At 51.8% G+C, this 24,222-nt stretch carries 22 protein-coding genes; 12 read left to right on the top strand and 10 right to left on the bottom strand.

Translation table 11 applies throughout. The annotated features are described in order from the left end of the window. Positions 1–56: 56 nt before the first annotated feature. A complete protein-coding gene (locus OCU43_RS21870) occupies positions 57–350 on the top strand; it encodes a hypothetical protein (protein ID WP_091354033.1) in 294 nt (97 codons plus the stop codon). Between the two features lie 61 nt (positions 351–411). On the opposite strand, the gene phoU is transcribed toward OCU43_RS21870, so the two are convergent. From phoU to OCU43_RS21845, 5 genes are all read right to left on the bottom strand, one after another. Beyond that, positions 412–1,146, bottom strand: a complete 735-nt coding sequence (gene phoU / locus OCU43_RS21865) for a phosphate signaling complex protein PhoU (RefSeq protein ID WP_091354031.1) — start codon at positions 1,144–1,146, stop codon at positions 412–414. A 16-nt stretch (positions 1,147–1,162) separates the two neighbouring features. Further along, positions 1,163–1,996, bottom strand: coding sequence for a phosphate ABC transporter ATP-binding protein PstB (pstB, locus tag OCU43_RS21860; RefSeq protein WP_091355214.1), 834 nt, complete (start codon positions 1,994–1,996; stop codon positions 1,163–1,165). A 24-nt stretch (positions 1,997–2,020) separates the two neighbouring features. Further along, complete coding sequence (pstA, locus tag OCU43_RS21855) at positions 2,021–3,709, bottom strand: phosphate ABC transporter permease PstA (RefSeq protein ID WP_091354028.1); 1,689 nt, start codon at positions 3,707–3,709, stop codon at positions 2,021–2,023. 26 nt (positions 3,710–3,735) lie between these two features. Next, positions 3,736–6,012 carry an ABC transporter permease subunit gene (locus OCU43_RS21850; RefSeq protein ID WP_091354025.1) on the bottom strand — a complete coding sequence of 759 codons (2,277 nt, stop codon included), beginning with the start codon at positions 6,010–6,012 and terminating at the stop codon, positions 3,736–3,738. Positions 6,013–6,172: 160 nt separating this feature from the next. Further along, entirely contained in the window at positions 6,173–7,144 is a 972-nt protein-coding gene (locus OCU43_RS21845) for a PstS family phosphate ABC transporter substrate-binding protein (RefSeq protein WP_091354022.1), read from the bottom strand. A 219-nt stretch (positions 7,145–7,363) separates the two neighbouring features. Here OCU43_RS21845 and OCU43_RS21840 point away from each other — a divergent pair, with 219 nt between their 5' ends. Continuing rightward, the gene (locus OCU43_RS21840; RefSeq protein WP_091354020.1) at positions 7,364–7,762 is read left to right on the top strand and encodes an acyl-CoA thioesterase; all 399 of its coding nucleotides are present in this window, start codon (positions 7,364–7,366) and stop codon (positions 7,760–7,762) included. A 7-nt stretch (positions 7,763–7,769) separates the two neighbouring features. Here OCU43_RS21840 and OCU43_RS21835 read toward each other — a convergent pair whose 3' ends face one another. The 4 genes from OCU43_RS21835 to OCU43_RS21820 all read right to left on the bottom strand — a co-directional run bounded on the left by OCU43_RS21835 (position 7,770) and on the right by OCU43_RS21820 (position 12,842). Next, positions 7,770–8,999 (bottom strand): spore maturation protein, encoded by a 1,230-nt coding sequence (locus OCU43_RS21835; RefSeq protein WP_091354019.1) that lies wholly within the window; start codon positions 8,997–8,999, stop codon positions 7,770–7,772. An 85-nt stretch (positions 9,000–9,084) separates the two neighbouring features. Beyond that, positions 9,085–11,301 carry a DNA helicase II gene (uvrD, locus tag OCU43_RS21830; RefSeq protein ID WP_091354017.1) on the bottom strand — a complete coding sequence of 739 codons (2,217 nt, stop codon included), beginning with the start codon at positions 11,299–11,301 and terminating at the stop codon, positions 9,085–9,087. Between the two features lie 286 nt (positions 11,302–11,587). Continuing rightward, positions 11,588–12,538: a homoserine kinase gene (locus OCU43_RS21825; protein ID WP_091354014.1), complete on the bottom strand. Its 951-nt coding sequence runs from the start codon at positions 12,536–12,538 to the stop codon at positions 11,588–11,590. Positions 12,539–12,554: 16 nt separating this feature from the next. After that, on the bottom strand, positions 12,555–12,842 hold the full coding sequence (locus OCU43_RS21820; RefSeq protein ID WP_091354011.1) for a DUF2782 domain-containing protein: 288 nt from the start codon (positions 12,840–12,842) through the stop codon (positions 12,555–12,557). Positions 12,843–12,957: 115 nt separating this feature from the next. Between OCU43_RS21820 and polA the strand changes: the two genes are divergently transcribed. Beyond that, positions 12,958–15,699 carry a DNA polymerase I gene (gene polA / locus OCU43_RS21815; protein WP_091354008.1) on the top strand — a complete coding sequence of 914 codons (2,742 nt, stop codon included), beginning with the start codon at positions 12,958–12,960 and terminating at the stop codon, positions 15,697–15,699. A gap of 296 nt (positions 15,700–15,995) precedes the next feature. On the opposite strand, the gene yihA is transcribed toward polA, so the two are convergent. After that, complete coding sequence (yihA, locus tag OCU43_RS21810; RefSeq protein WP_091354004.1) at positions 15,996–16,622, bottom strand: ribosome biogenesis GTP-binding protein YihA/YsxC; 627 nt, start codon at positions 16,620–16,622, stop codon at positions 15,996–15,998. 205 nt (positions 16,623–16,827) lie between these two features. Here yihA and OCU43_RS21805 point away from each other — a divergent pair, with 205 nt between their 5' ends. The 9 genes from OCU43_RS21805 (at position 16,828) to tatC (ending at position 23,961) form a co-directional block, all read left to right on the top strand. Continuing rightward, on the top strand, positions 16,828–17,430 hold the full coding sequence (locus OCU43_RS21805; protein WP_091354001.1) for a c-type cytochrome: 603 nt from the start codon (positions 16,828–16,830) through the stop codon (positions 17,428–17,430). Positions 17,431–17,561: 131 nt separating this feature from the next. Next, complete coding sequence (locus OCU43_RS21800; RefSeq protein WP_091353998.1) at positions 17,562–18,185, top strand: thiol:disulfide interchange protein DsbA/DsbL; 624 nt, start codon at positions 17,562–17,564, stop codon at positions 18,183–18,185. 149 nt (positions 18,186–18,334) lie between these two features. Further along, positions 18,335–19,870, top strand: a complete 1,536-nt coding sequence (locus OCU43_RS21795) for a GGDEF domain-containing protein (protein ID WP_091353994.1) — start codon at positions 18,335–18,337, stop codon at positions 19,868–19,870. 100 nt (positions 19,871–19,970) lie between these two features. Continuing rightward, a complete protein-coding gene (gene ubiB, locus OCU43_RS21790; RefSeq protein WP_091353992.1) occupies positions 19,971–21,608 on the top strand; it encodes a ubiquinone biosynthesis regulatory protein kinase UbiB in 1,638 nt (545 codons plus the stop codon). 104 nt (positions 21,609–21,712) lie between these two features. Continuing rightward, entirely contained in the window at positions 21,713–22,102 is a 390-nt protein-coding gene (hisI, locus tag OCU43_RS21785; RefSeq protein WP_091353989.1) for a phosphoribosyl-AMP cyclohydrolase, read from the top strand. Positions 22,103–22,110: 8 nt separating this feature from the next. Next, positions 22,111–22,446: a phosphoribosyl-ATP diphosphatase gene (locus OCU43_RS21780; protein WP_091353986.1), complete on the top strand. Its 336-nt coding sequence runs from the start codon at positions 22,111–22,113 to the stop codon at positions 22,444–22,446. Positions 22,447–22,557: 111 nt separating this feature from the next. Beyond that, complete coding sequence (tatA, locus tag OCU43_RS21775; RefSeq protein ID WP_091353983.1) at positions 22,558–22,803, top strand: Sec-independent protein translocase subunit TatA; 246 nt, start codon at positions 22,558–22,560, stop codon at positions 22,801–22,803. A 17-nt stretch (positions 22,804–22,820) separates the two neighbouring features. Continuing rightward, entirely contained in the window at positions 22,821–23,204 is a 384-nt protein-coding gene (gene tatB, locus OCU43_RS21770) for a Sec-independent protein translocase protein TatB (protein WP_091353981.1), read from the top strand. Next, the gene (gene tatC / locus OCU43_RS21765) at positions 23,191–23,961 is read left to right on the top strand and encodes a twin-arginine translocase subunit TatC (RefSeq protein WP_091353978.1); all 771 of its coding nucleotides are present in this window, start codon (positions 23,191–23,193) and stop codon (positions 23,959–23,961) included. The genes tatB and tatC overlap by 14 nt, the downstream gene beginning before the upstream one ends. Positions 23,962–24,222 lie beyond the last annotated feature (261 nt).

Below are 24,222 nucleotides of genomic sequence, written 5' to 3'. Positions count from 1 at the left end.
TTGCTGGCGGGCTGAGTGGTACGCAGAATTAAATGTAATAGATACAGGGTGGAAGCGTGTCAGTAGATTCAAAGAGGCAACCCCAGGGAGGGCTGGGGACTCGGAGTAAAAAACCGCGTAAAGCGGGTGAAGCGGTGTGCGATATGAAGGGTGACCTGTGGGATCTTGATGCGGTATTTCTGCTCTCGATGAAGCGGATTGCGCCCGGATGGAGTGGCGGTAACCTCCCCGAAGAGGTGATGTTTGAATTGAAGAATGCCGGGAGATATCAGGCCCACGATCTGGAGCTGACTGCCCAGCCGATCAGTGGCGGGAAGATCGCCCTGCGCATTTCTGAAACCGGTATCTGAGGTGTATTAAAAAGGCAGCTTTTCGCTGCCTTTTTAGTATCTGTCCGTCGTAGTCAGCAGATTATTTTTTCTGCTCAACTTCGCGTACGGTGCGTTTAATATCTTTCAGACTGCTATGGCGAACGTCGGTACCACTGACCAGATAGATCAGGTGTTCTGCCATATTGCGGGCATGATCACCGATCCGCTCCAGACCGCGCAGAATCCACATAACATTCATAATGCTGGTGATATAGCGCGGATCTTCCATCATATAGGTCATCAGGGAACGCATTGCGGTGCGGTATTCTGAATCGACCTCTTTGTCCTGTTTGGCCACCTTATAGGCCATCTCTGCATCGCTACGGGCAAACGCTGTCAGACAGTTTTGCAGCATATCGCGCACCAGATTACCAATGTGACGAACCTCCTGATAACCCCGGACGTTTTTGCCATCATTGGCCAGTTCTATTGCGTAGCGGCAGATCCGGCTGGTCTCATCGCCGATTCGCTCAAGATCGCTGGTCGCTTTACTGACAGAGATTATCAGGCGCAGGTCAGCTGCGGCGGGCTGACGACGGGCGATGATCAGTGTGCACTGCTCATCGATCATCATCTCCATATCATTGATCGCCTGGTCGCTCTTGCGCGCCTGTTCTGCCTTCTCGGTATCTCCGGCCACCAGCGCCTCAACGGCATCACTCAGCTGGCGCTCAACGAGGCCTCCCATGGTTAGCAATTCGGTACGGATCTGCTCCAGCTCTTCATTGAAGCTCTGGGAGATGTGATTGCTATGACGGTCCTGTTCGTAACTCACTATCGTTCTCCCCTAATTAACCGTAACGACCGGTAATATAATCTTCTGTTTGTTTTTTCGCGGGGTTGGTGAACAGGTGGTCTGTTACACCAAACTCGATCAGATCACCCATATACATAAATGCAGTGTAATCAGATACCCGGGCAGCCTGCTGCATATTGTGGGTTACGATTACGATGGTGAAATCTTTTTTCAGTTCATTGATCAGCTCTTCGATCTTCAGGGTTGAGATCGGATCAAGTGCTGATGCTGGCTCATCCAGCAGTAACACTTCAGGTTTGACGGCGATGGTCCGGGCGATAACCAGACGTTGCTGCTGTCCGCCGGACATACCGAGTGCACTTTCGTGCAGACGATCTTTGACCTCATCCCAGAGCGCAGCAGATTTCAGAGCCCACTCAACGGTTTCGTCGATAGTACGCTTTTTATTGATCCCCTGAATACGCAGGCCGTAGGCAACGTTTTCGTAGATACTTTTTGGGAATGGATTGGGTTTTTGAAACACCATGCCGACCCGTCGGCGCAGGTCGGCTACATCGACACCGCGCTCATAAATATTGTTGCCGTAGAGACTCATCTGTCCCTCAATACGGCAGCTGTCCACCAGATCGTTCATCCGGTTGAAGCAGCGTAACAGTGTTGATTTACCGCAACCTGATGGACCGATAAACGCCGTTACCCGGTTTTGCGGAATATCCATGTTAATGCCATGCAGAGCACGCTTCTCGCCATAGTACAGCTCGAGATCGCGTACTGTCAGAGCAATGGTTTCATCTTCCAGGCGCAGGCTTTGATTCTGGCGCTGCAGCGCGGAAATATCGATTGAATGGGTTTTAGCTTCCATAGTCATCATTAAACCTATCTAAAGTTCCGCTTACATCTCAAGCGCTTTGTATTTTTCACGTAAGTGGTTGCGGATCGCAATAGCAGACATATTCAGCAGTGCGATAACCAGAACCAGTAGCAGGGCGGTGGCATAGACCAGCGGCCGTGCTGCTTCAACGTTCGGGCTCTGGAAGCCCACATCGTAGATGTGGAAGCCCAGGTGCATAAACTTCTGATCCAGATGGATGAACGGATAGTTCCCATCCAGAGGCAGGCTGGGGGCCAGTTTTACCACACCCACCAGCATCAGTGGTGCAACCTCACCGGCGGCACGGGCTATTGCCAGTATAACACCGGTCATCATTGCCGGGCTTGCCATTGGCAGAACCACCTTCATCAGGGTTTCAAACTTGGTGGCTCCCAGTGCCAGGCTGCCTTCACGAACCGCCCGGGGAATCCGGCTCAGACCCTCCTCAGTGGCAACAATCACCACCGGAACTGTCAGCAGGGCGAGGGTCAGGGAAGCCCACATCAGGCCCGGGGTACCAAATGTTGGTGCTGGTTTTGCCGCCTGGAAGAACAGGTCATCGATGTTACCCCCCAGGAAGTAGACAAAGAAGCCCAGACCGAATACACCATAAACGATCGATGGGACCCCCGCCAGATTGTTCACCGCGATGCGGATCAGGCGGGTGATAAACCCCTGTTTGGCGTATTCCCGCAGATAGACCGCAGCGATTACGCCAAATGGTGTTACCAGCAGCGACATCAGCAGAACCATCATAACGGTACCGAAGATCGCCGGGAATATACCCCCTTCGGTATTCGCTTCACGGGGCTCATCACTGACAAACTCCCAGAGCTTCTCAGCGTAGTGGACCATTTTTTGCCCGATTCCCATCGCGTTGGGACGGAAAATGCGCACAATCTTGGCCAGCTGTACTTCAACAATCTGGCCGCCAGCGACTTCTGCGGTCAGAGAATCCCGGTTGATCTCGGTATACAGGTCCAGCAGGCGCTGCTGCAGGCCTTCATAATCGGCATCCAACTGCTTACGACGCTGGTTAATGGCTTCATAGGCGGCCGGGTCTTCAACATGTTTCAGTTGCAGGCCCCGCTCCTTCAGGCGCAGACGCTCAAGCTCGTAGTTGATCGAACCGATCTCATGCTTCTCAATTTTAAGGATATCCTCATGAATCCGCAGAGCCCGCTCGACACGCTTGTCCAACTCGTCCCACATCGCCATATATTCCGGCGATTGTTCATATCCATCGTAATGACTGATCTCTTTACCGGACTCTTTGAGTGAGCGCAGGTATCCATAAAGATTCCCCCACTCCCGGCGCTCAGCGGTAAACAGCATCACCGGACGGGTCTGGTCTTCGAAATAGTGCTCCAGTGCCCAGGTAAAGTCCGTGCCGTTGACATCACGGTTGCCTATTTTCAGCAGGTGACGAATGGAAAACTCATTGTCATCTGGTATTTTGATACCCGCTTCAATCAGCTGTTCGGTCAGTACTTCATGGGTTTCTACAATCTCACCAATGACCTTTTTTGACTGACCATCGATGGTGTAGGTGCCCTGCACAATGTCGGCAGGCCAGAAGTGGCTCAGACCGCGTACGGCGATCAGTCCCAACAGACCGATAACCATAATAATGCTGATAGCGACGGCTCCGGCGTTCAGCCACACCCAGGGTGAACCGGATTTAAACCACTCTTTTGCTGAGATGTTCATATCTGTTATTTCCTCACCAACCCAGGTTACAGGGAGCCATATTTGTTACGCAGCCGCTGACGGATCACTTCCGCCATGGTGTTTACCACAAAGGTAAACATAAACAGCACAAAGGCAGCCAGGAACAGAATGCGGAAGTGGGTGCTGCCGACCTCCGACTCTGGCATCTCCACGGCGATGTTTGCTGCCAGTGTGCGCATCCCTTCAAAGATATTAGCATCCATAATCGGTGTATTACCGGTGGCCATCAGAACAATCATGGTTTCGCCGACCGCACGACCCATACCGATCATAACGGCAGAGAAGATACCGGGGCTGGCGGTTGGCATCACAACGCGGGTGAGGGTTTGCCACGGGGTTGCGCCCAGTGCCAGTGAACCGTAACTCAGATGTTTTGGCACGGCGAAGATCGCATCCTCAGTGATTGAGAAGATGGTAGGAATTACGGCAAAGCCCATCGCGATACCGATCACCATTGCGTTGCGCTGATCGTAAGCGATCCCCAGGTCGTTAGTCAGCCAGTGGCGCATATTACCGTCAAACAGCGCCAGTTCCAGTGATGGGCTGATGGCGATACTGAACCAGGTGGCCAGGATGATAACCGGGATCAGCAGCAGCGCATCCCAGCCATCGGGTACCAGCCAGCGGATCTGTTTTGGCATCTGCGCCCAGAGGAAGGCGAAGGCGAGAATTGATAAAGGTAACATCAGCAGGGTGACAAAGATGCCCGGCAGATTTTCCTCCATAAACGGTGCCAGCCAGAGACCTGCGAGGAAGCCCAGAATAACGGTTGGCAGCGCTTCCATCAGTTCGATAAAGGGTTTTACCTTACGTCGCAGTGACGGCACCATAAAGTAGGCGGTATAGATTGCGCCACAGATCGCCAGCGGTGTTGCCAGGATCATGGCGTAAAACGCCGCTTTCAGGGTACCGAATGCCAGTGGCATCAGGCTGAACTTGGGTTCGAAGTCGTTGTTGGCCGCAGAGGACTGCCATACATATTCAGGCTTATCGTAACCTTCGTACCAGACTTTACCCCACAGTGAGCTCCAGGAAACTTCCGGATGCTCATTGTCGATATGCCAGAGTTTAAGTTTGCCGTTTTCTTCGATCAGCAGCGCATTGGCCCGCGGAGCCATGGTGATCATAGAAGCGTTTGCATCAGCGACTCTCTGCACCAGCACATTAACATTGGCGGTGGTGTTGTAAAGTCGCAGGTCGCCGGCTGTATCAATCGTGGCAAAGCCTTTGCGACGGTGTTCAATCGCCAGGTCAACCACCGGTGAAGTGCCGGTATCGAATGAGCGGATCTTAGTCATCTGCCAGGAGCCCTGCTCATCACGTACCAGAAACCACTCGGAGACTTCGCCCTTTTCATTACCCAGCAGGATTGCATTGCCACCCAGTAGCAGATCAAAGGTGGTGATCTTGCTGGAAGAGGCGTTCAACACCTGAGTGATGGTCGGATCATCATGATTACGCAGGCTGACAACCGCCATTTTGCCACCCTCTCCGGCAACAAATAACCAGGCAAGGTCCGGCATCAGCAGCATTTTCTTAATTTTGATGCCCAGGTCCGGTAGTGACGTTGTGGATTGCTCCAGTTCAACGTCGCCGGTAAACATATTCTCTGTCTGAGAGATAAAAACCGCTTTCAGGTTGCCCTCATTGCCCCCGATCAGTGCATAGCTGCCTTCATTTCCGCTGACGGTCAGTTGAGCGAGTGCAACGTTGGCAACACTGATAGGGTCCTTACCCAGAGGGTAGGTGATGGTGGGCAAAATCACCCGCTTGCCATCAGGATAGGTTGACTTGTATTCATGTTTGAAGACCAGCGCCTGACCGTTGCTCAGTCCCAAAGCGAAGGTGTGGCTGTTCTCGGACACCAGTGCAAAACTGGTGATGCTGGTATCGGCGGGTAGGGCTGCCTGAATACTCTCTATGACCTCACCGCTGGTGGTGCTGAAAAACAGCATTTCGCCGCGGTCAGTAACCCGTAAACCGATCTCTGCCTGCTCTTCCATCGCCATGTACAGGGTTTTACCCTTCCCGGGGACGGCGTAGGGTTCGACAACCTGGCCGTTCTGTTGCCACGGCTGTGCTTCAGCCGCACGAAACATCGGAATGACTTCATAGAGTAGATAGAAAAAGATCAAAAGGATCGCGATGATGACACTGACACCCCCCAGACCGATGCCAACGGTGGCAACCTTGTCTTTGAGGGCCCGGAATTTCCGTCCCCGACGGGCCGCCGGAGAATCAAAATCCAGATCAGGAATAACGGAACTGTTCTCAATATTCATGACATTTCTACAATTATAAAAAAGTTATGGCGCCACGATAAACTGACTTGATGACAGAAATGTTACAGAACTGTAATAAAACTTTTACATCATTAAAAAAGGAGCCATAAAGGCTCCTTTTTTTGGTGTGGGTCTGATAACCCGGGAATAAAAGTCTGTATTACAGACCCAGTTCCTTCATTTTCTTCTCAACCAGAGTGGCTGGCAGTGGGATGTAACCATCCTTAACAACCACTTCCTGGCCTACTTTAGACAGAACCATCTTCAGGAACTCACGCTCCAGTGGTGCCAGATCCTGACCAGGCTTCTTGTTCACATAGATGTACAGAGCGCGTGCCAGAGGGTAAGAACCGTTCAGAGCGTTATCGGGAGTCGCTTCAACAAATGGAGTACCGGCTTTCTTGGTCAGTGGCAGAGCACGAACAGAAGAGGTCTTGTAACCGATACCTGAGTAACCGATACCGTTCAGGGAAGTAGAAACAGACTGCACTACAGATGCAGAACCTGGCTGCTCGTTTACGTTGTTGCGGTAGTCACCTTTACACAGCGCGTGCTTCTTGAAGTAACCGTAAGTACCGGATACAGAGTTACGGCCAAAGATCTGGAAGCCCTGAGATGCGATAGCACCGGTAGCACCTACATCACCCCAGGTGTTAACGTCGTCAGTCAGACCACATTTACGGGTAGAAGAGAAGATCGCGTCAACCTGAGGAATGGTCAGACCTTCGATGGCGTTATCTTTGTTTACGAAGACTGCCAGAGCGTCGATCGCAACCGGAATAGCGGTTGGCTTGTAACCATATTTCTTTTCAAACGCTTCCAGTTCCTTGTCCTTCATCTTACGGGACATAGGGCCGACGTTAGACGTTCCTTCGGTCAGCGCGGGAGGTGCAGTAGAAGAACCGGCTGCCTGAATCTGAACGTTAACGTTTGGATAGTTACGTTTGAACTCTTCAGCCCACATGGTCATCAGGTTAGCCAGGGTGTCTGAACCTACAGAAGAAAGGTTTCCAGAAACACCAGAAGCTTTTGAGTAAGTTGGCAGGTTTGGATCCAGCAGGTCAGCTGCAGAAGCAGTTAGGCAGGTTGCTGTCAGTGCAACAGCCGCAAAAATTTTCTTCATTGGTTTCATTACAAGCTCCACAGAGTCGGGTTTGAATACGCTTTTAAAACGATCAGTATTAAATCGATGAGAGGAATATAAGGGCTATTTGTGACAAACATGTGACATATTGAAAAGTTTTCTGCTGCCGGGTTTGCTGGACTCACTTATTTTAGCTAGACCTGAGTTGGGTATTTGGTAGTAAAATATACCCAGCAAATATAAATACTATGCGGGAACACACCTGATATGAATACCGATAAGACTCTCTTAAAGCCCGAAGGTGAACTAAGCCTTCGTTGTCCTGCGTCCGGGGCAGCCGCCAATATGTTTGGTGATGTTTATGGTGGCTGGGTTGCTTCTCAGGCGGTTCTGGCGGCAGAGATCCGGGCGGCGGAAGCGGCAGAGGGCCGGGTTGCCACTGTCTCTATCGGGGCGATGAGTTTTATGGCGCCGGTGCTGGAGGGGACTATTCTGAGCTTTTATACCCGCATTAAAGAGCAGGGCACCAGCTCACTGCGAATCAATGTTGAGATCTGGGGTTGCTGTCCTGACGGCCGGGATCTGCGCAAAGTATCAGAAACGGAGTGTGTTCAGGTGGCTATCGATGGCCATGGTCATATCCGGGCGCTGGACTTTGGGCACTAACGCCTCGTTAGCCAAAAAACCAGTATCCCACCACAATTGCACTGATAATCCCTGCCAGGTCTGCGGTCAGTCCGCAGGCCAGGGCATGGCGGGTATGACGTACACCCACTGAGCCAAAATAGACCGCCAGTACATAGAAGGTGGTTTCCGTTGACCCCTGAATAATCGCGGCCATTCGACCGGCAAATGAATCTACCCCATGGGTGTTGATCGCATCCAGCATCATGGCCCGGGCCCCGGAGCCACTGAGTGGCTTCATCAGTGCGGTGGGCAGAGCATCCACGAAACGGGTATCCACCCCCAGCAGCGAGATACCCTCCCGCAGCAGCCAGATAGCACCATCCATCACGCCGCTGGCGCGAAACACGCCGATTGCCACCAGCATCGCCAGCAGATAGGGGATAATCATAATAGCGACTGAAAATCCCTCTTTTGCCCCCTCGACAAAGGTTTCATAGATATTCACTCCTTTCAGGTGGGCGGCCCCGAGAAAGCAGATAATGGCACTGAAGATCATCAGATTGCCGATCAGTGATGATTGCTGCTGCAACTGATCAACGGTGAGCGTGGCGAAGTAGCCGAGAAAGGCCAGCAAGAGGGCAAAGAAGCCTCCCAGATAGAACAGAGTTACCCGCTCCCACAAACGGATCTTCTGTACCCAGGCGACCGCCAGCAAACCCGCCAGGGTAGAGCAGCAGGTGGCGATCAGGATGGGAATAAACACCGAGGTCGGATCAGGCGAGCCCTGTTGGGCACGGTAGAGAAACACGGTGATTGGGAACAGGGTAACCGAGGATGTATTCAGCACCAGGAACAGAATCTGAGCATTCGTGGCACGTGCTTTATCCGGGTTGAGCAGTTGCAGATCCTGCATCGCTTTTAACCCCAGTGGCGTTGCTGCATTATCCAGCCCGAGTATATTGGCGGACAGATTCATGGTCATTGAGCCGATCGCCGGGTGCCCTTTGGGTACCTCAGGCATCAGCCGGGTAAACAGTGGGCTGAGACCATTGGCCATCTTTTCCACCAGTCCAGCCGCTTCCGCCAGCTTCATAATGCCCAGCCAGAACGCCAGTGTGCCGATCAGCCCCAGCGCCAGCTCCACTGATAGCTTTGACATATCAAAAGTAGATTGCACCATCCGCTGAAAAACGTCGGCATCGCCGAGTGCCAGCCATTGATACAGGCCGCCGAGAAAGGCGAGCAGGAAAAATCCCAGCCAGATTCTGTGTAGCATTGCCTCTCCCTCTCAGGCCGCTTATAAACACTGTATCGGCAGCCGTACCGGTTATAACAGTGTCGGCTGACCCTAATGCTCAGGGCTATGCCGGTTGCAGGTTCGCATAACCGACCACCAGCCATTTACTCCCTTCGGAATCAAAGTTGACCTGCACCCGGGCTTTGGGGCCAGAGCCTTCATAATTCACCACAATACCATCACCGAAAATCTGGTGACTGACCCGTTGCCCCAGAATAATCTGTGTTTCAGGCACCTCAGCGTGGTCAAACATTGATGGGCGTTGTGGTTGCCGCGCAGTCACCGGGCGGCTGACACTGGCGTTGAGGCGCACCTCTTCAAGGCAGCTATCCGGTATTTCGCGGATAAAGCGGGAGGGGCGGTTAAAGGTTTCATTACCGTGCAGACGACGGGATTCTGCATAGGTGATAAACAGTTTCTGCATCGCCCGGGTGATTCCTACATAACAGAGCCGGCGCTCCTCTTCCAGGCGGCCACCCTCCTCAATTGACATCTTGTGGGGGAATAACCCCTCCTCCATACCGGCCAGAAACACCAGCGGGAACTCCAGTCCCTTCGCCGAGTGCAGGGTCATCAACTGTACCGAATCCTGATGTTCTTCAGCCTGAGCCTCGCCGGCATCCAGCGCCGCATCATCGAGAAATGCCGTCAGCGGCGTGCTGTTCTCATTGCCTTCCAGGTCGGGTTGCCAGGTTGACAGGTACTGGCGCGCTGCGCTGATCAGCTCTTCAAGGTTTTCCACCCGGGCCTGGGCTTTCTCTCCTTTCTCTTTGAGGTGGTGCTCGATCAGCCCCGACCGTTTAATGGCATGTTCGGTCAGTTCGTGCAGATCGGTACCTTCGGTTTCCTGTGCGATCTGCTCGACCAGGTCGATAAAGGCTTGCAAAGCATTTGCTGCCCGGGCGGTGAGTTTATTCAGCTCAATCACCTCGTTCGCCGCCCGCCACATGGATACCCCCTCGGTGCGGGCATGTAAACGCACCTCTTCGAGGGTTTTGCCACCAATACCCCGGGTGGGCACATTGATCACCCGCTCCATGGCGGTATCGTCCTCCCGGTTGTTGATCAGGCGCAGGTAAGCGAGGGCGTTTTTGATCTCCAGGCGGTCATAAAAGCGTTGTCCGCCGTAGATGCGGTAAGGCATTCCGGCACGGATCAGCGCCTCCTCTAATACCCGCGACTGGGCATTGGAGCGATACAGAATCGCTGTCTCGCTGCGCAGATTGCCTTTTCTGACCCAGCTATCTATCTGATCAACAATAAAGCGTGATTCGTCCTGTTCATTGAAGGCCGCGTAGAGGGATATCAGCTCGCCATCTGCCTGATCTGTGCGCAACTCTTTACCCAGACGTCCCTGATTGTTGCGGATGACATCATTAGCCGCCTGCAGAATGGTGTTGCTGGAACGGTAGTTCTGTTCCAGCTTAACCACCATTGTTTCATGGAAATCCTGATTGAAACGCTGGATATTTTCGATCTTGGCGCCGCGCCAGCCGTAGATAGACTGGTCATCATCCCCAACCGCCATCAGTTTTTCCGGCTTCGGCTTACGTGGGTCCATTGGCTGGCAGAGCAGCTTCAGCCAGGCATACTGGATGGAGTTGGTATCCTGAAACTCATCTACCAGAATATAGCGGAAACGTTCCTGGTAATGTTCCAGCAGTGTGGGGTTGTGGTCCCGCAGCAGCTCCAGGCAACGTAGCAGTAACTCACCAAAATCAACCATACCTCCGCGGTCACAGGCATCCTCATAGGCGGCATAAACATTCAGCATCACCTGAGCATTAGGATCGCCACCAGCCTCGATATGGCGGGCACGCAGCCCTTCATCCTTCTGGGCGTTGATATACCACTGAAATTGCCGGGCCGGCCAGCGACTGTCGTCCAGATTCATCTCTTTAGCCAGCCGCTTAATCAGCCGCAGCTGATCATCGGAATCCATGATCTGAAAGTTTTCCGTCAGGCCGGCATCGCGCCAGTGAGCCCGCAGAATACGGTGAGCCAGACCGTGAAAGGTGCCAACCCACATGCCGCTGGGGTTGAGTCCCATCAGCTCCTCTATCCGGCCGCGCATCTCTTTGGCGGCTTTATTGGTGAAGGTCACCGCCATAATTGAGTAGGGGGAGAGCCCCTCGGTCTGCACCAGCCAGGCGATCCGGTGTACCAGTACCCGGGTTTTACCGGAACCGGCACCCGCCAGCACCAGCATGTTACAGACCGGAGCGGAGACCGCTTCCCGCTGGGCTTCATTAAGGGAATCAAGGAGATGGGATACGTCCATAGGGCTTCTTCAGATAGCTGTATAAATATTCAGTGGAGATTATAACGGCCGGGGCGGTCGGAGGCCAGACAGATCTTAAAGAGCCGTTGCTCGTCGCTCGAACGTCACAAAGAGCGTGACTTGCTCGTGACTCGAAAGAGCCTGCTTTACATTTGTAGGAGCGGCTTCCAGCCGCGATCAATATTGGAATATTTCCATTCGCGGCGGGTACGCAGAGGGCATGCTAAAGCCGCTCCTGGAATCAAAATTGTTATATTGGTTGTGCAGTCCAGGTTAATACCACGAGCTAGGGTAACGCCGCAGGGGTCTTAATCCGCTGTAGCAATATCCGGCGGAACTCTTCCGGGTCTTTGATCTTCTGGGTGGAGTTGGGGTCCAGCGCCGGGATCAGTCGGGATAACCAGAAACGCATCGCTGCGGTTCTCACCAGTTGGGGCCAGGCGAGGTATTCGTTGTCGTCGAAGGGTCTGACTTCGCCATAGGCGGTGAGCAGTGCCTGTTCCCGTTGCGGGTCAATCGAGCCATCCGGATTAACGCACCAATCATTGGCGACAATCGCCAGATCATAGAGCAGATAACCGGTGCAGGCATTGTAGATATCCAGAATCGCGCTCAGCTGATCGCCCTCAAACAGAGCGTTATCATGGAACAGATCCCCATGAATTGCACCCTGCGGCAGGTTCCAGGGTTGCTCCCTGAGTTGTTCAAACAGGGTTACTTCTGTGCGTAACAGTTGCGCATCTTCATCACTGAGCTTGCTGGCAATCTGCTGCGATTCCCGGCGCCACCAGAACACGCCGCGATGGGCCTGACGCTGCATATAAAAATCGAGACCTGCCTGATGAAACTGCCCCAGCGCGGCGCCTATCTGGCGGCAATGTTCCGGTGTCAGTTTCTCAATATGGTTGCCGGACAGTCTGGATTGCAGCAGCGCCGGGCGGCCATGCAGTGCTTTCAGGGCGATGCCGTTGCGATCTTTGAACGGAAAGGGCACCGGGCAACCTCGCTCAGCTAGCCAGGTGGTCAGTTCAACAAAATAGGGCATCTCATCATGAGTCAGCTCTTCAAAGAGAGTAAGTACATACTCATGTTTCCCGGCCCCATCATTCAGGGTGACAAAATAGTTGGTGTTTTCGATGCCGCCGTCGATCCCTTTGAAATCAACCAGCTCTCCGAGATCGAAATCCTGTAACAGGGTTTTCAGATCGGTGTTACTCACATGTGTATATACAGCCATAAATACCGCTTATTTTTTACCAGCTGAAAAGAATCCATTTAGGCAACATCAGACTGGAGTCTTCAAATCGCTGAAACTCCCCCTCTTCGGTGGGTCGCAGATAGTAAGTTTTGCCGACCACCGGCTTAACTTTTATCTCTTTCAGTTTACCGTTTACCCGATACTCAAAGTAGGTGGCCTTTTCTCCGTGGCGTATGGTGACCACCGGTTCATTGTCATCAAACTCTGGTAACACATCGGCACTGGCTGTTGGCACCAGAGAGATTGAGCACAGCAGGGTAAGCAGGATTAAAAATTTTTTCATAACCACTCCGTGAACTGAGACGCCCCTTCTGTGTCGGAGGCTAATCTAATATGATGGTACTTCCGGGCACCAAACCCGATAACAATATCTCCTGACGGACAATGACTGCAATACCATGACCGCAAATACTTCTCCTATTATCTTAGTCGATGGATCCTCATACCTGTATCGGGCATTTTTTGCTGCTCAGCAGGCCGATATGCGCACCTCTGAGGGAGTTCCGACCGGTGCCGTGCGTCTGGTCACCAGTATGTTACGCAGCCTGATAAAACAGTATCCCCAAAGTCCGGTGGCGGTGGTGTTTGATGCCAAAGGGAAAACATTTCGTGATGAGATCTATCCGGACTATAAAGCTCAGCGTCCGCCGATGCCGGATGATCTGCGTACCCAGATTGAACCGATCCACAATATTGTCCGGGCGATGGGCTTTCCGCTGGTCTGTGTGGAGGGGGTTGAAGCGGATGATGTGATTGGCACTCTGGCCCGTGAAGCGAGCGAGAAGGGGCTGCATACGATTATCTCTACTGGCGATAAGGATATGGCGCAGTTGGTGGACCAGCATGTCACGCTGATTAACACTATGAATGATTCCCATATGGATATCGATGGGGTCAATGAGAAGTTTGGTATTCCCCCGGAGCTGATTATCGATTATCTGGCGCTGATGGGAGATAAGGTCGATAACATCCCCGGTGTGCCAGGAGTTGGCGAGAAAACGGCTCTGGCGTTGTTGCAGGGAATCGGCGGGATTAAAGAGCTCTATGAAAATCTCGATAAAATTGCCGATCTGGGGTTTCGCGGCGCAAAAACGATGGCCAAAAAGCTGGAAGATAACCGTGAAGCCGCTGAGTTGTCCTACCTGCTGGCAACAATTAAAACCGATCTTGATCTGGAGTGTGGTATCGAGGATATTCCGCTGCCGGTAGCCGATAATGAGCAGTTGCTGCGGCTGTTTCAGCAGTGTGAATTTCGCAGCTGGATCAGTGAGCTGGATGCAGAGGCTGCCGAGGGAGCCAAAGCGTTAGAGAATGAATCGCAGCTGCCGGATGAGATCGTTTATGAAACTATCCTTACTCAGGATGAGTTTGATCGCTGGCTTAAGGTGCTGGAGGCCGCAGACCTGTTTGCTTTTGATACTGAAACAGACAGTCTCAACTATATGGAAGCAAATCTGATTGGTCTGTCGTTTTCGGTGGAGCCTGGAAAAGCGGCTTACCTGCCGGTTGCTCATGATTATATGGGGGCCCCGGCGCAGCTGGATCGCAATGAAGTACTGGCTCAGCTGAAACCTTTACTGGAGAGTGTGTCGCATAAAAAGGTCGGTCAGCATATTAAGTATGATATGAATGTGCTGGCCCGTTACGGGATTACGCTCCAGGGCGTTGCCTTTGATACCATGCTCGAATCCTATGCCCTGAACTCCACCGCTTCGCGCCATAATATGGATGATCTGGCGGATTTCTATCTGGGGGTGAAAACGGTTAAGTTTGAAGAGATCGCCGGTAAAGGCAAAAAACAGCTGACCTTTAATCAGATCGAGATGGAACAGGCGGCCCCTTATGCTGCTGAAGATGCCGATATCACGCTGCGCCTGCATCAGGTGCTGAATACAAAGCTGCAGCAGGATCCGACACTGGAATCTGTCTTCTCCGATATTGAACTGCCCCTGATTCAGGTGCTGGCGCGCATGGAACAGCAGGGAGCGATGGTGGATGCGACGCAACTGGCGATCCAGAGCCGTGAGCATGGAGAGCGTCTGGTTGAGCTGGAGAAAAAAGCCCATGAGCTGGCGGGCGGGCCTTTCAACCTGGGGTCTCCTAAACAGCTGCAGGAGATTCTGTTCGAGCAACAGAAGCTGCCGGTGATCAAGAAAACCCCCAAAGGGGCCCCCTCAACCGCTGAAGAGGTGCTGCAGGAGCTGGCATTGGATTACCCATTGCCGAAGGTTATTATTGAACATCGCGGTCTGAGTAAGCTGAAGAGCACCTATACCGATAAGCTGCCGCAGATGATCAATCCTGCCAGCGGTCGGATTCATACCTCATACCATCAGGCGGTGACCGCCACCGGTCGGCTTTCCTCGTCGGATCCTAATTTGCAGAATATTCCGATCCGTTCCGCAGAGGGGCGGCGGATCCGGCAGGCGTTTGTTGCTCCACAGGGTTACAAACTGGTTGCGGCCGATTATTCTCAGATAGAGCTGCGGATCATGGCGCACCTGTCACAGGATAAAGGCTTATTGAATGCTTTCGCCCACGGGGAAGATGTTCATAAAGCCACCGCCGCCGAGGTGTTTGGTGTGGCGCTGGACAGCGTCACCTCTGAGCAGCGCCGCAGTGCTAAAGCGATCAACTTTGGTTTGATTTATGGCATGTCTGCTTTTGGTCTGGGAAAACAGTTGGGTATCGGCCGGAATGAGGCGCAAACCTATATCAACCACTACTTTGATACCTATCCCGGCGTGCAGCGCTATATGGATGATATCCGTGCACAGGCCGCAGAGAAGGGCTATGTGGAAACCCTGTTTGGCCGTCGTTTGTATCTGCCGGAGATTAAAGCCAGCAATGGCATGCGCCGCCAGGCGGCCGAGCGCACCGCGATCAATGCGCCGATGCAGGGTACCGCTGCCGATATTATTAAGAAGGCGATGGTGAAGGTGGATAGCTGGTTACAAAATAGTGATAGTGGTGCCCGCATGATTATGCAGGTACACGATGAACTGATTCTGGAGGTTCCAGAAGACAATGTTGAGTCAGTGTCAGACCAACTGGTCGAACTGATGCAGTCGGCTGCGGCGCTGGATGTGCCTCTGCTGGTGGAAGCGGGGGTTGGTAATAACTGGGATGAGGCTCACTGATACTAGTAAGCTGACAGTGTTGTGTCTGGTGAGCAGTACTGCAGCAGTGAACTTTTCTTCTGAGTGTCACTCTTAATAGTATGAGAGTTATATTCTTTGCCCTGTGTTAATCACTCAGGGCCAGAACCCATGCCTGGGTTGGCTCTCATCATCAATGAAGCATATGAAAACAAATATGCCTTAGTGCTCTCGAAATCAAATGGTTCCCCTCCTGATGATTCCGGGAGCTTTTTTATGGCGCTGGCTTTGGGCTGTTACGGGGCAATGGCTGATGGCTCCAATGATCCGCTGAGCGACTATTCAGCCGCGCTATCTTCCTCGAGCAACCAGCGATTGAGGTGCTCGCGCAGTTGTTCAACCCCCGTGGTTTTCAACGCGGAAAAGGTTTGCACTGTTAACAATGGGTTATTTTTCACATCCAACTGTTGCTTCATCTTCAGCAGCGCATTCTGTGCTGCGCCACGGTTCAGTTTATCCGCTTTGGTCAGCAGAATGTGCAAAGGCATGGCGGCCTCACTGCACCACTGAATCATCATCAGGTCGAACTCTTTCAGCGGGTGGCGAATATCTACCATCAATACAACTCCGCGAAGGCACTCCCTGTTTTGCAGGTAATCGTCCAGATGTTTCTGCCAGTGCTCCTTCATGGCGATAGGCACTTTGGCATAACCATAACCTGGCAGATCTACGATGCGCACGCCTTCAACGTTGGTATCGAAGAAGTTGATCAACTGAGTCCGGCCCGGGGTTTTACTGGTACGGGCCAGCTTTGCGTTGGTCAGTGTGTTGATCGCACTGGACTTGCCGGCATTGGAACGACCTGCAAACGCGACCTCTGCTCCGGTGTCTTCTGGACACTGGCTAAGCTTGCTTGCACTGGTGTTAAAACGTGTCAGATGGTACTGAATTTGGGGTAAAGACATATACTTTTTGCCTATCAGCCTGTAAATACAGACATTTATCGTTCCAGTTTGTATGGATATTAGGTTATAATTCGGCCGGAATTCTACCTGTGGCTGTAATATTACACCAGCCCGGGTGTTGGTCAGGTCGCCCTGTTTCAGTCTGATTAGCTTCAGAGTGTGGCAGAAACCGTTAGCAATCTATAGCAAGAGTCTGGGTTAGTCGATGAATAAACTACTGATCGCCATACTGGCAAGCGTGAGTATCATAAGTGTTGCACATGCGGCGGGAGATGCTGCTGCAGGACAGGGTAAAACCGCAATTTGCGGTGCTTGTCACGGAGCTGATGGCAACAGTGCTGTCGGAAACTTCCCTAAACTGGCAGGGCAGAATGAGAGCTACCTGCTGAAACAGTTGCAGGATATTAAAGCGGGTAATCGTACCGTTGTTGAAATGACCGGTCTGCTGACCAACCTGAATGATCAGGATCTGGCAGACATTGCGGCTTACTTCTCTTCCAAGACCGTTCAGATTGGCGCTGCTAAGGCTGATCTGGTTGCCGCTGGCGAGAAGATCTACCGTGCCGGTGTCGCATCTAAAGGTGTGGCTGCATGTACTGCCTGTCACGGTGCACAGGGCAAGGGCATTGAAACAGCCGGTTATCCGGCTCTGAGTGGTCAGCATTCTCAGTACGTTGAAACTCAGCTGAAGAACTTCCGTTCCGGAGCACGGGCTAACGATCCTCAGGCGATGATGAGTACTGTTGCTGCAAAACTGAGTGATCAGGAGATCCAGGCGGTTGCCAGCTATATCCAGGGTCTGAATTAAGATTCAGCTCTGAGTCAGGAAAGGCAGCGTAAGCTGCCTTTTTTATTGGCAAAAAGATTTGCGCCGGGGTTGAACTTGACGCATATTGGCCGGTCATAAGAGTTTGATTTTCTGAAAGGTTGGAGAGAGATATGTTTAGAAAACTCGCCATCGGGTTGCTACTGACCCTCACTGCGGTTATCGCACAGGCTGAGGAATATAAAGCCGGCGTGAATTATGACGTGATTGCCATGCCAGTTCCTACCGCCGACAAAACAAAAGTGGAGGTGGTAGAGGCTTTTGGCTATCTCTGTCCTCATTGCGCCCACTTTGAACCGCTGCTTCACAGCTGGGTAACGAAACTGCCTGCGGATGTGGATTTTTCACGGGTCCCGGTGGTTTTTTCCCGCTCCTGGGAGCCGCTGGCCCGGGCATATTACTCCTCTGAGATTCTGCATGACCTTGATAAAACCCATCAGGCTACTTTTGATGCACTACATAAAGAGCGGCGGCGGTTTAATAGCATGGACGATCTGGTGAACTACTATGCTGATCTGGGGGTTGATAAAGATAAGTTCACCAAAATGATTCAGTCTTTCGCGGTGAATATGCGAATGAATCAGGGCGCTTCAAAGTTGAAGGGTTATGGTATTCAAAGTGTGCCGACCCTGATCGTAAACGGAAAGTATCGGATTACCGCTGATAAGGCCGGAGGGCATGCCGGTATGCTTAAAGTGGCCGAGTATCTGATTGAGCAGGAGCGCAATGCGCAATAACTGTATATAGATCAAAAAAGCCGCATTTAGCGGCTTTTTTATTGCATATTGAGTAGGGATCAACGCAGAGGCTCTGGCTTGTCGGTTATAAAGTGACATAAAATTGGGCCTCACTATTTTTATAGATTGGCTCTTCACAGGTATGAGAGATGGATCAGGACGACTGGAAAGAACGTTATAAAGCGCTTTCAGAGGAACTGGATCAGCTGCAGTCTCAACTCAATGATCGACCTCTTCAGCATCTGATATTACAGATGGCAGTGGTGCTGGATGGACAATCTGAACGGCTTGACCGATCGTTAACCGTGCTGTGTGAACAGCTCAAAGCGGATAAAGCGGGTAATCCCGAGACCATCAATCAGGTTGAAAAGCAGCTCAGAGGGTTGGATCTCGAACAGCAGCAACATCGTAAAGAGCTGCTGCAGGGGCTGCAGAAATGGATCTATCAGCTGCGCCTGAATCTGACCACTGATCTTAGTAATCAGCGCTTAAGCGTCATTGAGGAGGCGATGACGCCCTTCTCGGGACACCCCAGCGAAGTTGCCACTCTGATTAATGATCTGGTTGCCCTCCAGGCGCCGCTTCTGACTGACGATTTTACCGGCGGACGGTCGCAGGGCATTCTTGCAGAACTCGGGCATGAAGATGAGGAGCTGTTACAAAAAATCGCTTCCGAACTGCTCAGTCTGATGTCGGGTCTGCGTATTCCGCAGGGTGAGATGTCTCTGGCGCGGGAGTTAATCAGCCGGATTGAACGGGGTATATCGCTGAGTTGCCTGCCTGGTATTATTCAGGATCTCGTTGGGTTGGTGTCCCGCCTGAGCGCCTACAATAGCGAAGACTTTGAAGATTATCTGTTAAACCTCACCGGGCAGTTGGCTGAAGTGCAGGCCTATGTTGAAGCAAGCCAGAAGGATGGGCTACTGAATGAAGAGACAGCGCTTCTGAGTAACGGTATCCATCATGATGTGCAGGCGATTCACCAGGCGATGCAGGACTCAAATGACCTCCAGCAGTTAAAAAGTAATGTCTCATCACAGCTGCAGAATATTGTGAAATCGGTGGATCTGTTTAAGCAGAAAGAGGAAAACCGGGAGCGGCGGTTGCATGAACGTTACCTGCAGCTCCAGGAGCGCCTTGAGCAGATGGAGGAGCAAACTCAGCAGATGAAAGTGCATATGGAAGTTGAACGCCATAAAGCGTTGACCGACTCGTTAACTTCTCTGCCCAACCGTGCCGGCTATGATAAACAGATCGCCGCAGAATTTGATCGCTGGAAACGTTATGGCCAATCTTTTTCCATTGCGGTAGCGGATCTTGATCTCTTTAAGCGAATTAATGATTCCTATGGCCATCAGGCGGGAGATAAGGTGTTACGTCTGGTGGCCAGTATTCTTACCCGGCAATGCCGCTCTACTGACTTTGTCTCCCGCTATGGTGGTGAAGAGTTTGTGCTTCTCATGCCAGGGACATCGGCGGAACAGGCACTCACAGCCGTTGATAAAATCCGTCATGCGGTAGAGGGCAGCCCGTTTAACTTCCATGGTGAGCCGGTCAGAATCACCCTGTCGCTTGGGGTCGCAGAAGTACAGGCGGATGACACTGTTGAGACGTTATTTGGCCGGGCTGATAAAGCGCTCTATACAGCAAAACGCCTGGGGCGAAATCGTATTGAGCTGGGTTAACCTTTTCGGCTTCGGTGTGATGCAGCCCTTTACCTTGAGTGCCGAAGTGGGCAATATGCCTGCCTCACTCCAGAACAACTGACCACGGAACATAACAGCGGTGCGACGTTTACTCCGAATTTTCAAGATTGCACGGGTTTTTGCCCGATACCGGCTTGATACCCTTTTTGAACAACTTAACCTGCGTTGGTATGCCCGTGTCCTATTAATGCTCATGCTATGGCGCTACGTGATTCCGGTGGGGGGGCGTTCACAGGGCCAGCGGCTTCGTTTAGCGCTGGAGGAGCTGGGGCCGGTATTTATTAAGTTTGGTCAGATGCTTTCCACCCGACGTGACCTGTTATCTGATGATCTCGCTCTGGAACTGAAAAAGCTACAGGATCAGGTGCCGCCTTTTGAGAGTGCCTATTCGCAGCAGTTGATTGAGCGGGCACTGGGTGCCCCGGTCGAAGAGTTTTTTGCCGAATTTAATGCAACGCCCATGGCGTCTGCTTCGGTTGCACAGGTGCATGAGGCGCTGTTGTACAACGGTGAAGAGGTGGTGGTGAAAGTGATCCGCCCCGGCATCGAAAAAACGATCCGTAAAGATATGGCCGTGCTCTATACCATTGCTCAACTGGTGCAGGCGTTATGGGTTGAAGGACGCAGACTGAAACCTGTTGAAGTGGTGGCAGACTATGAGAATACGATCTTTGATGAGCTTGATCTGCGTAAAGAGGCGGCAAACGGTTCCCAGATCCGGCGTAATTTTGAGAACTCTCCGATTCTCTATGTGCCTGAGATCTACTGGGATCTGACTCGCCAGAATGTGTTGGTCATGGAGCGGATTCATGGTATTCCGGTGGCTGACGTTGAGCAGCTTAAAGCCCAGAATACCGATATGAAGAAACTGGCAGAGCAGGGGGTGGAGATCTTCTTCACCCAGGTTTTTCGCGACAGTTTTTTTCATGCGGATATGCACCCGGGGAATATCTTTGTCTCCCGGGAAAACCCCTCTGCGCCACAATATATTGCCGTTGATTTCGGCATAGTGGGCTCTCTTTCGCCGGAAGATCAAAGCTATCTGGCGCGTAACTTCCTGGCATTTTTCCAGCGCAACTACCGTCAGGTTGCACAACTGCATATCGATTCTGGCTGGGTTCCGGCGGATACCAATGTCCAGGCATTTGAAACCGCTATCCGCAGTGTTTGCGAGCCAATCTTTGAAAAGCCGCTGAAAGATATCTCGTTCGGTATGGTGCTGATGGGATTGTTCCAGACCGCCCGGCGCTTCAACATGGAGGTCCAGCCACAGCTGGTACTGTTGCAGAAAACGCTGCTGAATATCGAAGGGCTGGGGCGTCAGTTATATCCGGAACTGGATCTGTGGGAAACCGGGCAGCCGTTTCTGGAACGCTGGATGAAAGAACGAATGGGCCCCAAAGCGGTCTACCGTTCTATGAAACAGCAAGCGCCTGACTGGCTGGATAAGATGCCTCACCTGCCGCAGATGGCTTACGATGCGCTGAATCAGCTCAAGAGCCTGGATGATTCCCGGCGGCGGGATATGCTGGCTCTGAGTGTGGCCCGGCATGAATTGCAACAGCAACGCAGTTATAAATGGCGCTGGGTCGGGTTGATCTGCCTGGTAGCCGCGGCGGGTTTCTCTCTGGATGATCCATTCTTTACCATCCGGGAGTTACCGGCAATAAGCTGGCTGCTGGGTACGGCTGGCGTGGTGCTATTGCTGCGTCACTGAACTGAAACAATAAACTATTACTCTTGCGCCTCCCGTGATACGGGGATAGTAGTGTTACAGAGTATCAGGTATTCTTGCCTGCTTAGATTTTGAAGATTATCAATATGTCTGAACAATGGTTACAACAGATCAAATGGAACAGTGATGGCCTTGTGCCGGCAATTGCCCAGGACCACCTCACCGGCAAAGTGCTGATGGTCGCGTGGATGAATCAAGAGGCGCTGGCGCTGACGGTGCAGGAAAACCGGGCTATTTATTGGTCCCGCTCACGTCAGAAACTATGGCGCAAAGGCGAGGAGTCTGGCCATGTTCAGCAGTTACATGATATCCGTCTTGACTGTGATGATGATGTGATTCTGCTCAGTGTTGAGCAATTAGGCGGTATCGCCTGCCATACAGGCCGTGAACACTGTTTTTTTAAAACCCTCAAAGAGGGAGAGTGGGTCGCAGTTGAACCCGTTTTGAAAGATCCCAATACGATTTACGACAAGTAAGGCCTTATATGAGTGATGTATTGACACAGTTGGGCGACATCCTGGAGCAGCGCAAAGAAGCGACAGCTGAGAAGTCCTATGTTGCCAGCCTGCATGCGAAGGGACTGAATAAGATCCTGGAAAAGATCGGCGAGGAAGCAACAGAAACCATTATTGCCGCTAAAGATGCCGAATCAACCGGTGATACCCAGGATCTCGTCTATGAAACGGCCGATCTGTGGTTTCATACTCTGGTGGCGCTGTCTCATCTGGGAGTACGCCCTGAGGCCGTTGTGAATGAACTCGCCAGTCGGTTTGCGATGTCAGGTCTGGAAGAGAAGGCGTCCAGGACAGAGCAAAAGTAGTTTTAATGCTGTTCCAGAGCAGAGATAAAACGAGTAATCTGGAACAACCAAACATAATTCAATCAACGAGCGGATAGGCTCCGCCCAAGTAGTTAATCGGAGAACAATAATATGTTAGGTGGTATTAGTCTGTGGCAGTTAGCTATTCTTTTGGTCATTGTCGTACTGCTGTTTGGCACCAAGAAACTGCGTAATCTCGGTGGCGATCTGGGCGGTGCAGTTAAGGGCTTTAAGAAAGCGATGAATGAAGATCCCAAAGAGGAAGAGAAAAAACTGGAAAATGATGCTGACTTTGCTGAAACAGATAAAACTGAAGCAAATAAGCAGGCTAAAGAAGAGCCAAAAGCTGATAAATAACCGACAGGTAGCCGCAGATGTTTGATATCGGTTTTGCTGAGCTACTGATAATCGCTGTTGTTGGGCTGGTGGTGCTTGGGCCAGAAAAGCTTCCGGTTGCAGTGCGCACTGTAGGTCTCTGGGTGAGTAAAGCAAAAAGGACGCTTAGCAGTATTCAGTCAGAGATCAGTGAAGAGCTTCGCCTGGATGAGATGAAGCGTCAGATTGTCATGAAGCAGGATGAGCTTGACCGTGAACTTGACGAGATGCGTCGCCCCTCCTCTGAAGGTACCGCCGCAACACAAGTACAACAAACGACTCACAGCACGGTTGTAGACGATAAATCGGAGCAGGCGGGACAAACCCAACAATCTGAAGTAAAGCCTGAACAGGAAAATACCAAGGCCGATGATAGACCCTAACCAGACCCACTCAGAGGATGATCAGGAGCAACCTATTGTCTCCCATCTGGTAGAACTGCGTAGTCGCCTGATGCGGGCTTTGCTGGCAATTCTTATTCTGTTCCTCTGTCTGTTCTACTTTGCCAATAACCTATACGAAATCGTTTCTGCACCGTTGACCGCGCTGTTGCCAGCAGGCACCAGTATGATCGCGACGGATGTTACATCGCCTTTTTTTGCCCCTTTCAAACTGACACTGGTGCTGGCAATTTTTCTGGCGATGCCGCTTATCCTGCATCAGGTTTGGGGCTTTATCTCGCCGGGTTTGTATCAGCATGAGAAGCGTTTGGCGGTACCGCTCCTTGCATCCAGTATTGTGCTGTTTTATTCCGGTATCGCGTTTGCGTATTTTGTTGTCTTTCCACTGATTTTCGGATTTTTTACCAGTGTCGGACCTGAAAATGTTGCGGTGATGACCGATATCAGCAGCTATCTGAACTTTGTATTGAAGATCTTTTTTGCATTCGGCGTCGTTTTCGAAATTCCAATTGCTACATTGCTACTGGTGTGGAGTGGCATAACCGATGTTGAAAGCCTGAGAGCAAAGCGGGCATACGTGATTGTTGGCTGCTTTGTGCTGGGCATGTTACTGACCCCCCCGGATGTGATCTCGCAAACCCTGTTAGCAGTACCGATGTGGTTGCTTTTTGAACTGGGTATCGTTTTAGCAGTGATCGTTAAGCGCAAAGCGCCAGCAGAGGATGAAGCGGCGGAGTAGATTCAGGAGCTAGACGCTTCGCTTAATCAGGAGCTAGACGCTTCGCTTGCTAGTGGCGAGAACGGAAACTGCGTTTCCTGCTAGAAAAAGCAACGAAAAACATAAAACCGCCGTCAGGCGGTTTTTATGTTTTTGGATTCTGTTTTGCGGACGCTCTTACGAAGCAGGTTGTCACCGACCGATAAAGAAGGCTCTGCTAACCACTAGCAAGCGAAGCGTCTAGCAGCGGCGCAGCCGCGTTCTAGCCACTTGCTGTTAAAA

The organism is Amphritea atlantica, from assembly GCF_024347255.1.
Classification (GTDB): Bacteria; Pseudomonadota; Gammaproteobacteria; order Pseudomonadales; family Balneatricaceae; genus Amphritea; species Amphritea atlantica.
This window is presented reverse-complemented; position numbering and strand designations above follow the sequence as displayed.

Coding starts and splice junctions, on each gene's coding strand:
- pstB (WP_091355214.1), bottom strand. CDS start 1,996: ATGACTATGGAAGCTAAAACCCATTCAATCGATATTTCCGCGCTGCAG.
- pstA (WP_091354028.1), bottom strand. CDS start 3,709: ATGAACATCTCAGCAAAAGAGTGGTTTAAATCCGGTTCACCCTGGGTG.
- OCU43_RS21850 (WP_091354025.1), bottom strand. CDS start 6,012: ATGAATATTGAGAACAGTTCCGTTATTCCTGATCTGGATTTTGATTCT.
- OCU43_RS21845 (WP_091354022.1), bottom strand. CDS start 7,144: ATGAAACCAATGAAGAAAATTTTTGCGGCTGTTGCACTGACAGCAACC.
- OCU43_RS21840 (WP_091354020.1), top strand. CDS start 7,364: ATGAATACCGATAAGACTCTCTTAAAGCCCGAAGGTGAACTAAGCCTT.
- OCU43_RS21835 (WP_091354019.1), bottom strand. CDS start 8,999: ATGCTACACAGAATCTGGCTGGGATTTTTCCTGCTCGCCTTTCTCGGC.
- uvrD (WP_091354017.1), bottom strand. CDS start 11,301: ATGGACGTATCCCATCTCCTTGATTCCCTTAATGAAGCCCAGCGGGAA.
- OCU43_RS21825 (WP_091354014.1), bottom strand. CDS start 12,538: ATGGCTGTATATACACATGTGAGTAACACCGATCTGAAAACCCTGTTA.
- OCU43_RS21820 (WP_091354011.1), bottom strand. CDS start 12,842: ATGAAAAAATTTTTAATCCTGCTTACCCTGCTGTGCTCAATCTCTCTG.
- polA (WP_091354008.1), top strand. CDS start 12,958: ATGACCGCAAATACTTCTCCTATTATCTTAGTCGATGGATCCTCATAC.
- yihA (WP_091354004.1), bottom strand. CDS start 16,622: ATGTCTTTACCCCAAATTCAGTACCATCTGACACGTTTTAACACCAGT.
- OCU43_RS21805 (WP_091354001.1), top strand. CDS start 16,828: ATGAATAAACTACTGATCGCCATACTGGCAAGCGTGAGTATCATAAGT.
- OCU43_RS21800 (WP_091353998.1), top strand. CDS start 17,562: ATGTTTAGAAAACTCGCCATCGGGTTGCTACTGACCCTCACTGCGGTT.
- OCU43_RS21795 (WP_091353994.1), top strand. CDS start 18,335: ATGGATCAGGACGACTGGAAAGAACGTTATAAAGCGCTTTCAGAGGAA.
- hisI (WP_091353989.1), top strand. CDS start 21,713: ATGTCTGAACAATGGTTACAACAGATCAAATGGAACAGTGATGGCCTT.
- OCU43_RS21780 (WP_091353986.1), top strand. CDS start 22,111: ATGAGTGATGTATTGACACAGTTGGGCGACATCCTGGAGCAGCGCAAA.
- tatA (WP_091353983.1), top strand. CDS start 22,558: ATGTTAGGTGGTATTAGTCTGTGGCAGTTAGCTATTCTTTTGGTCATT.
- tatB (WP_091353981.1), top strand. CDS start 22,821: ATGTTTGATATCGGTTTTGCTGAGCTACTGATAATCGCTGTTGTTGGG.
- tatC (WP_091353978.1), top strand. CDS start 23,191: ATGATAGACCCTAACCAGACCCACTCAGAGGATGATCAGGAGCAACCT.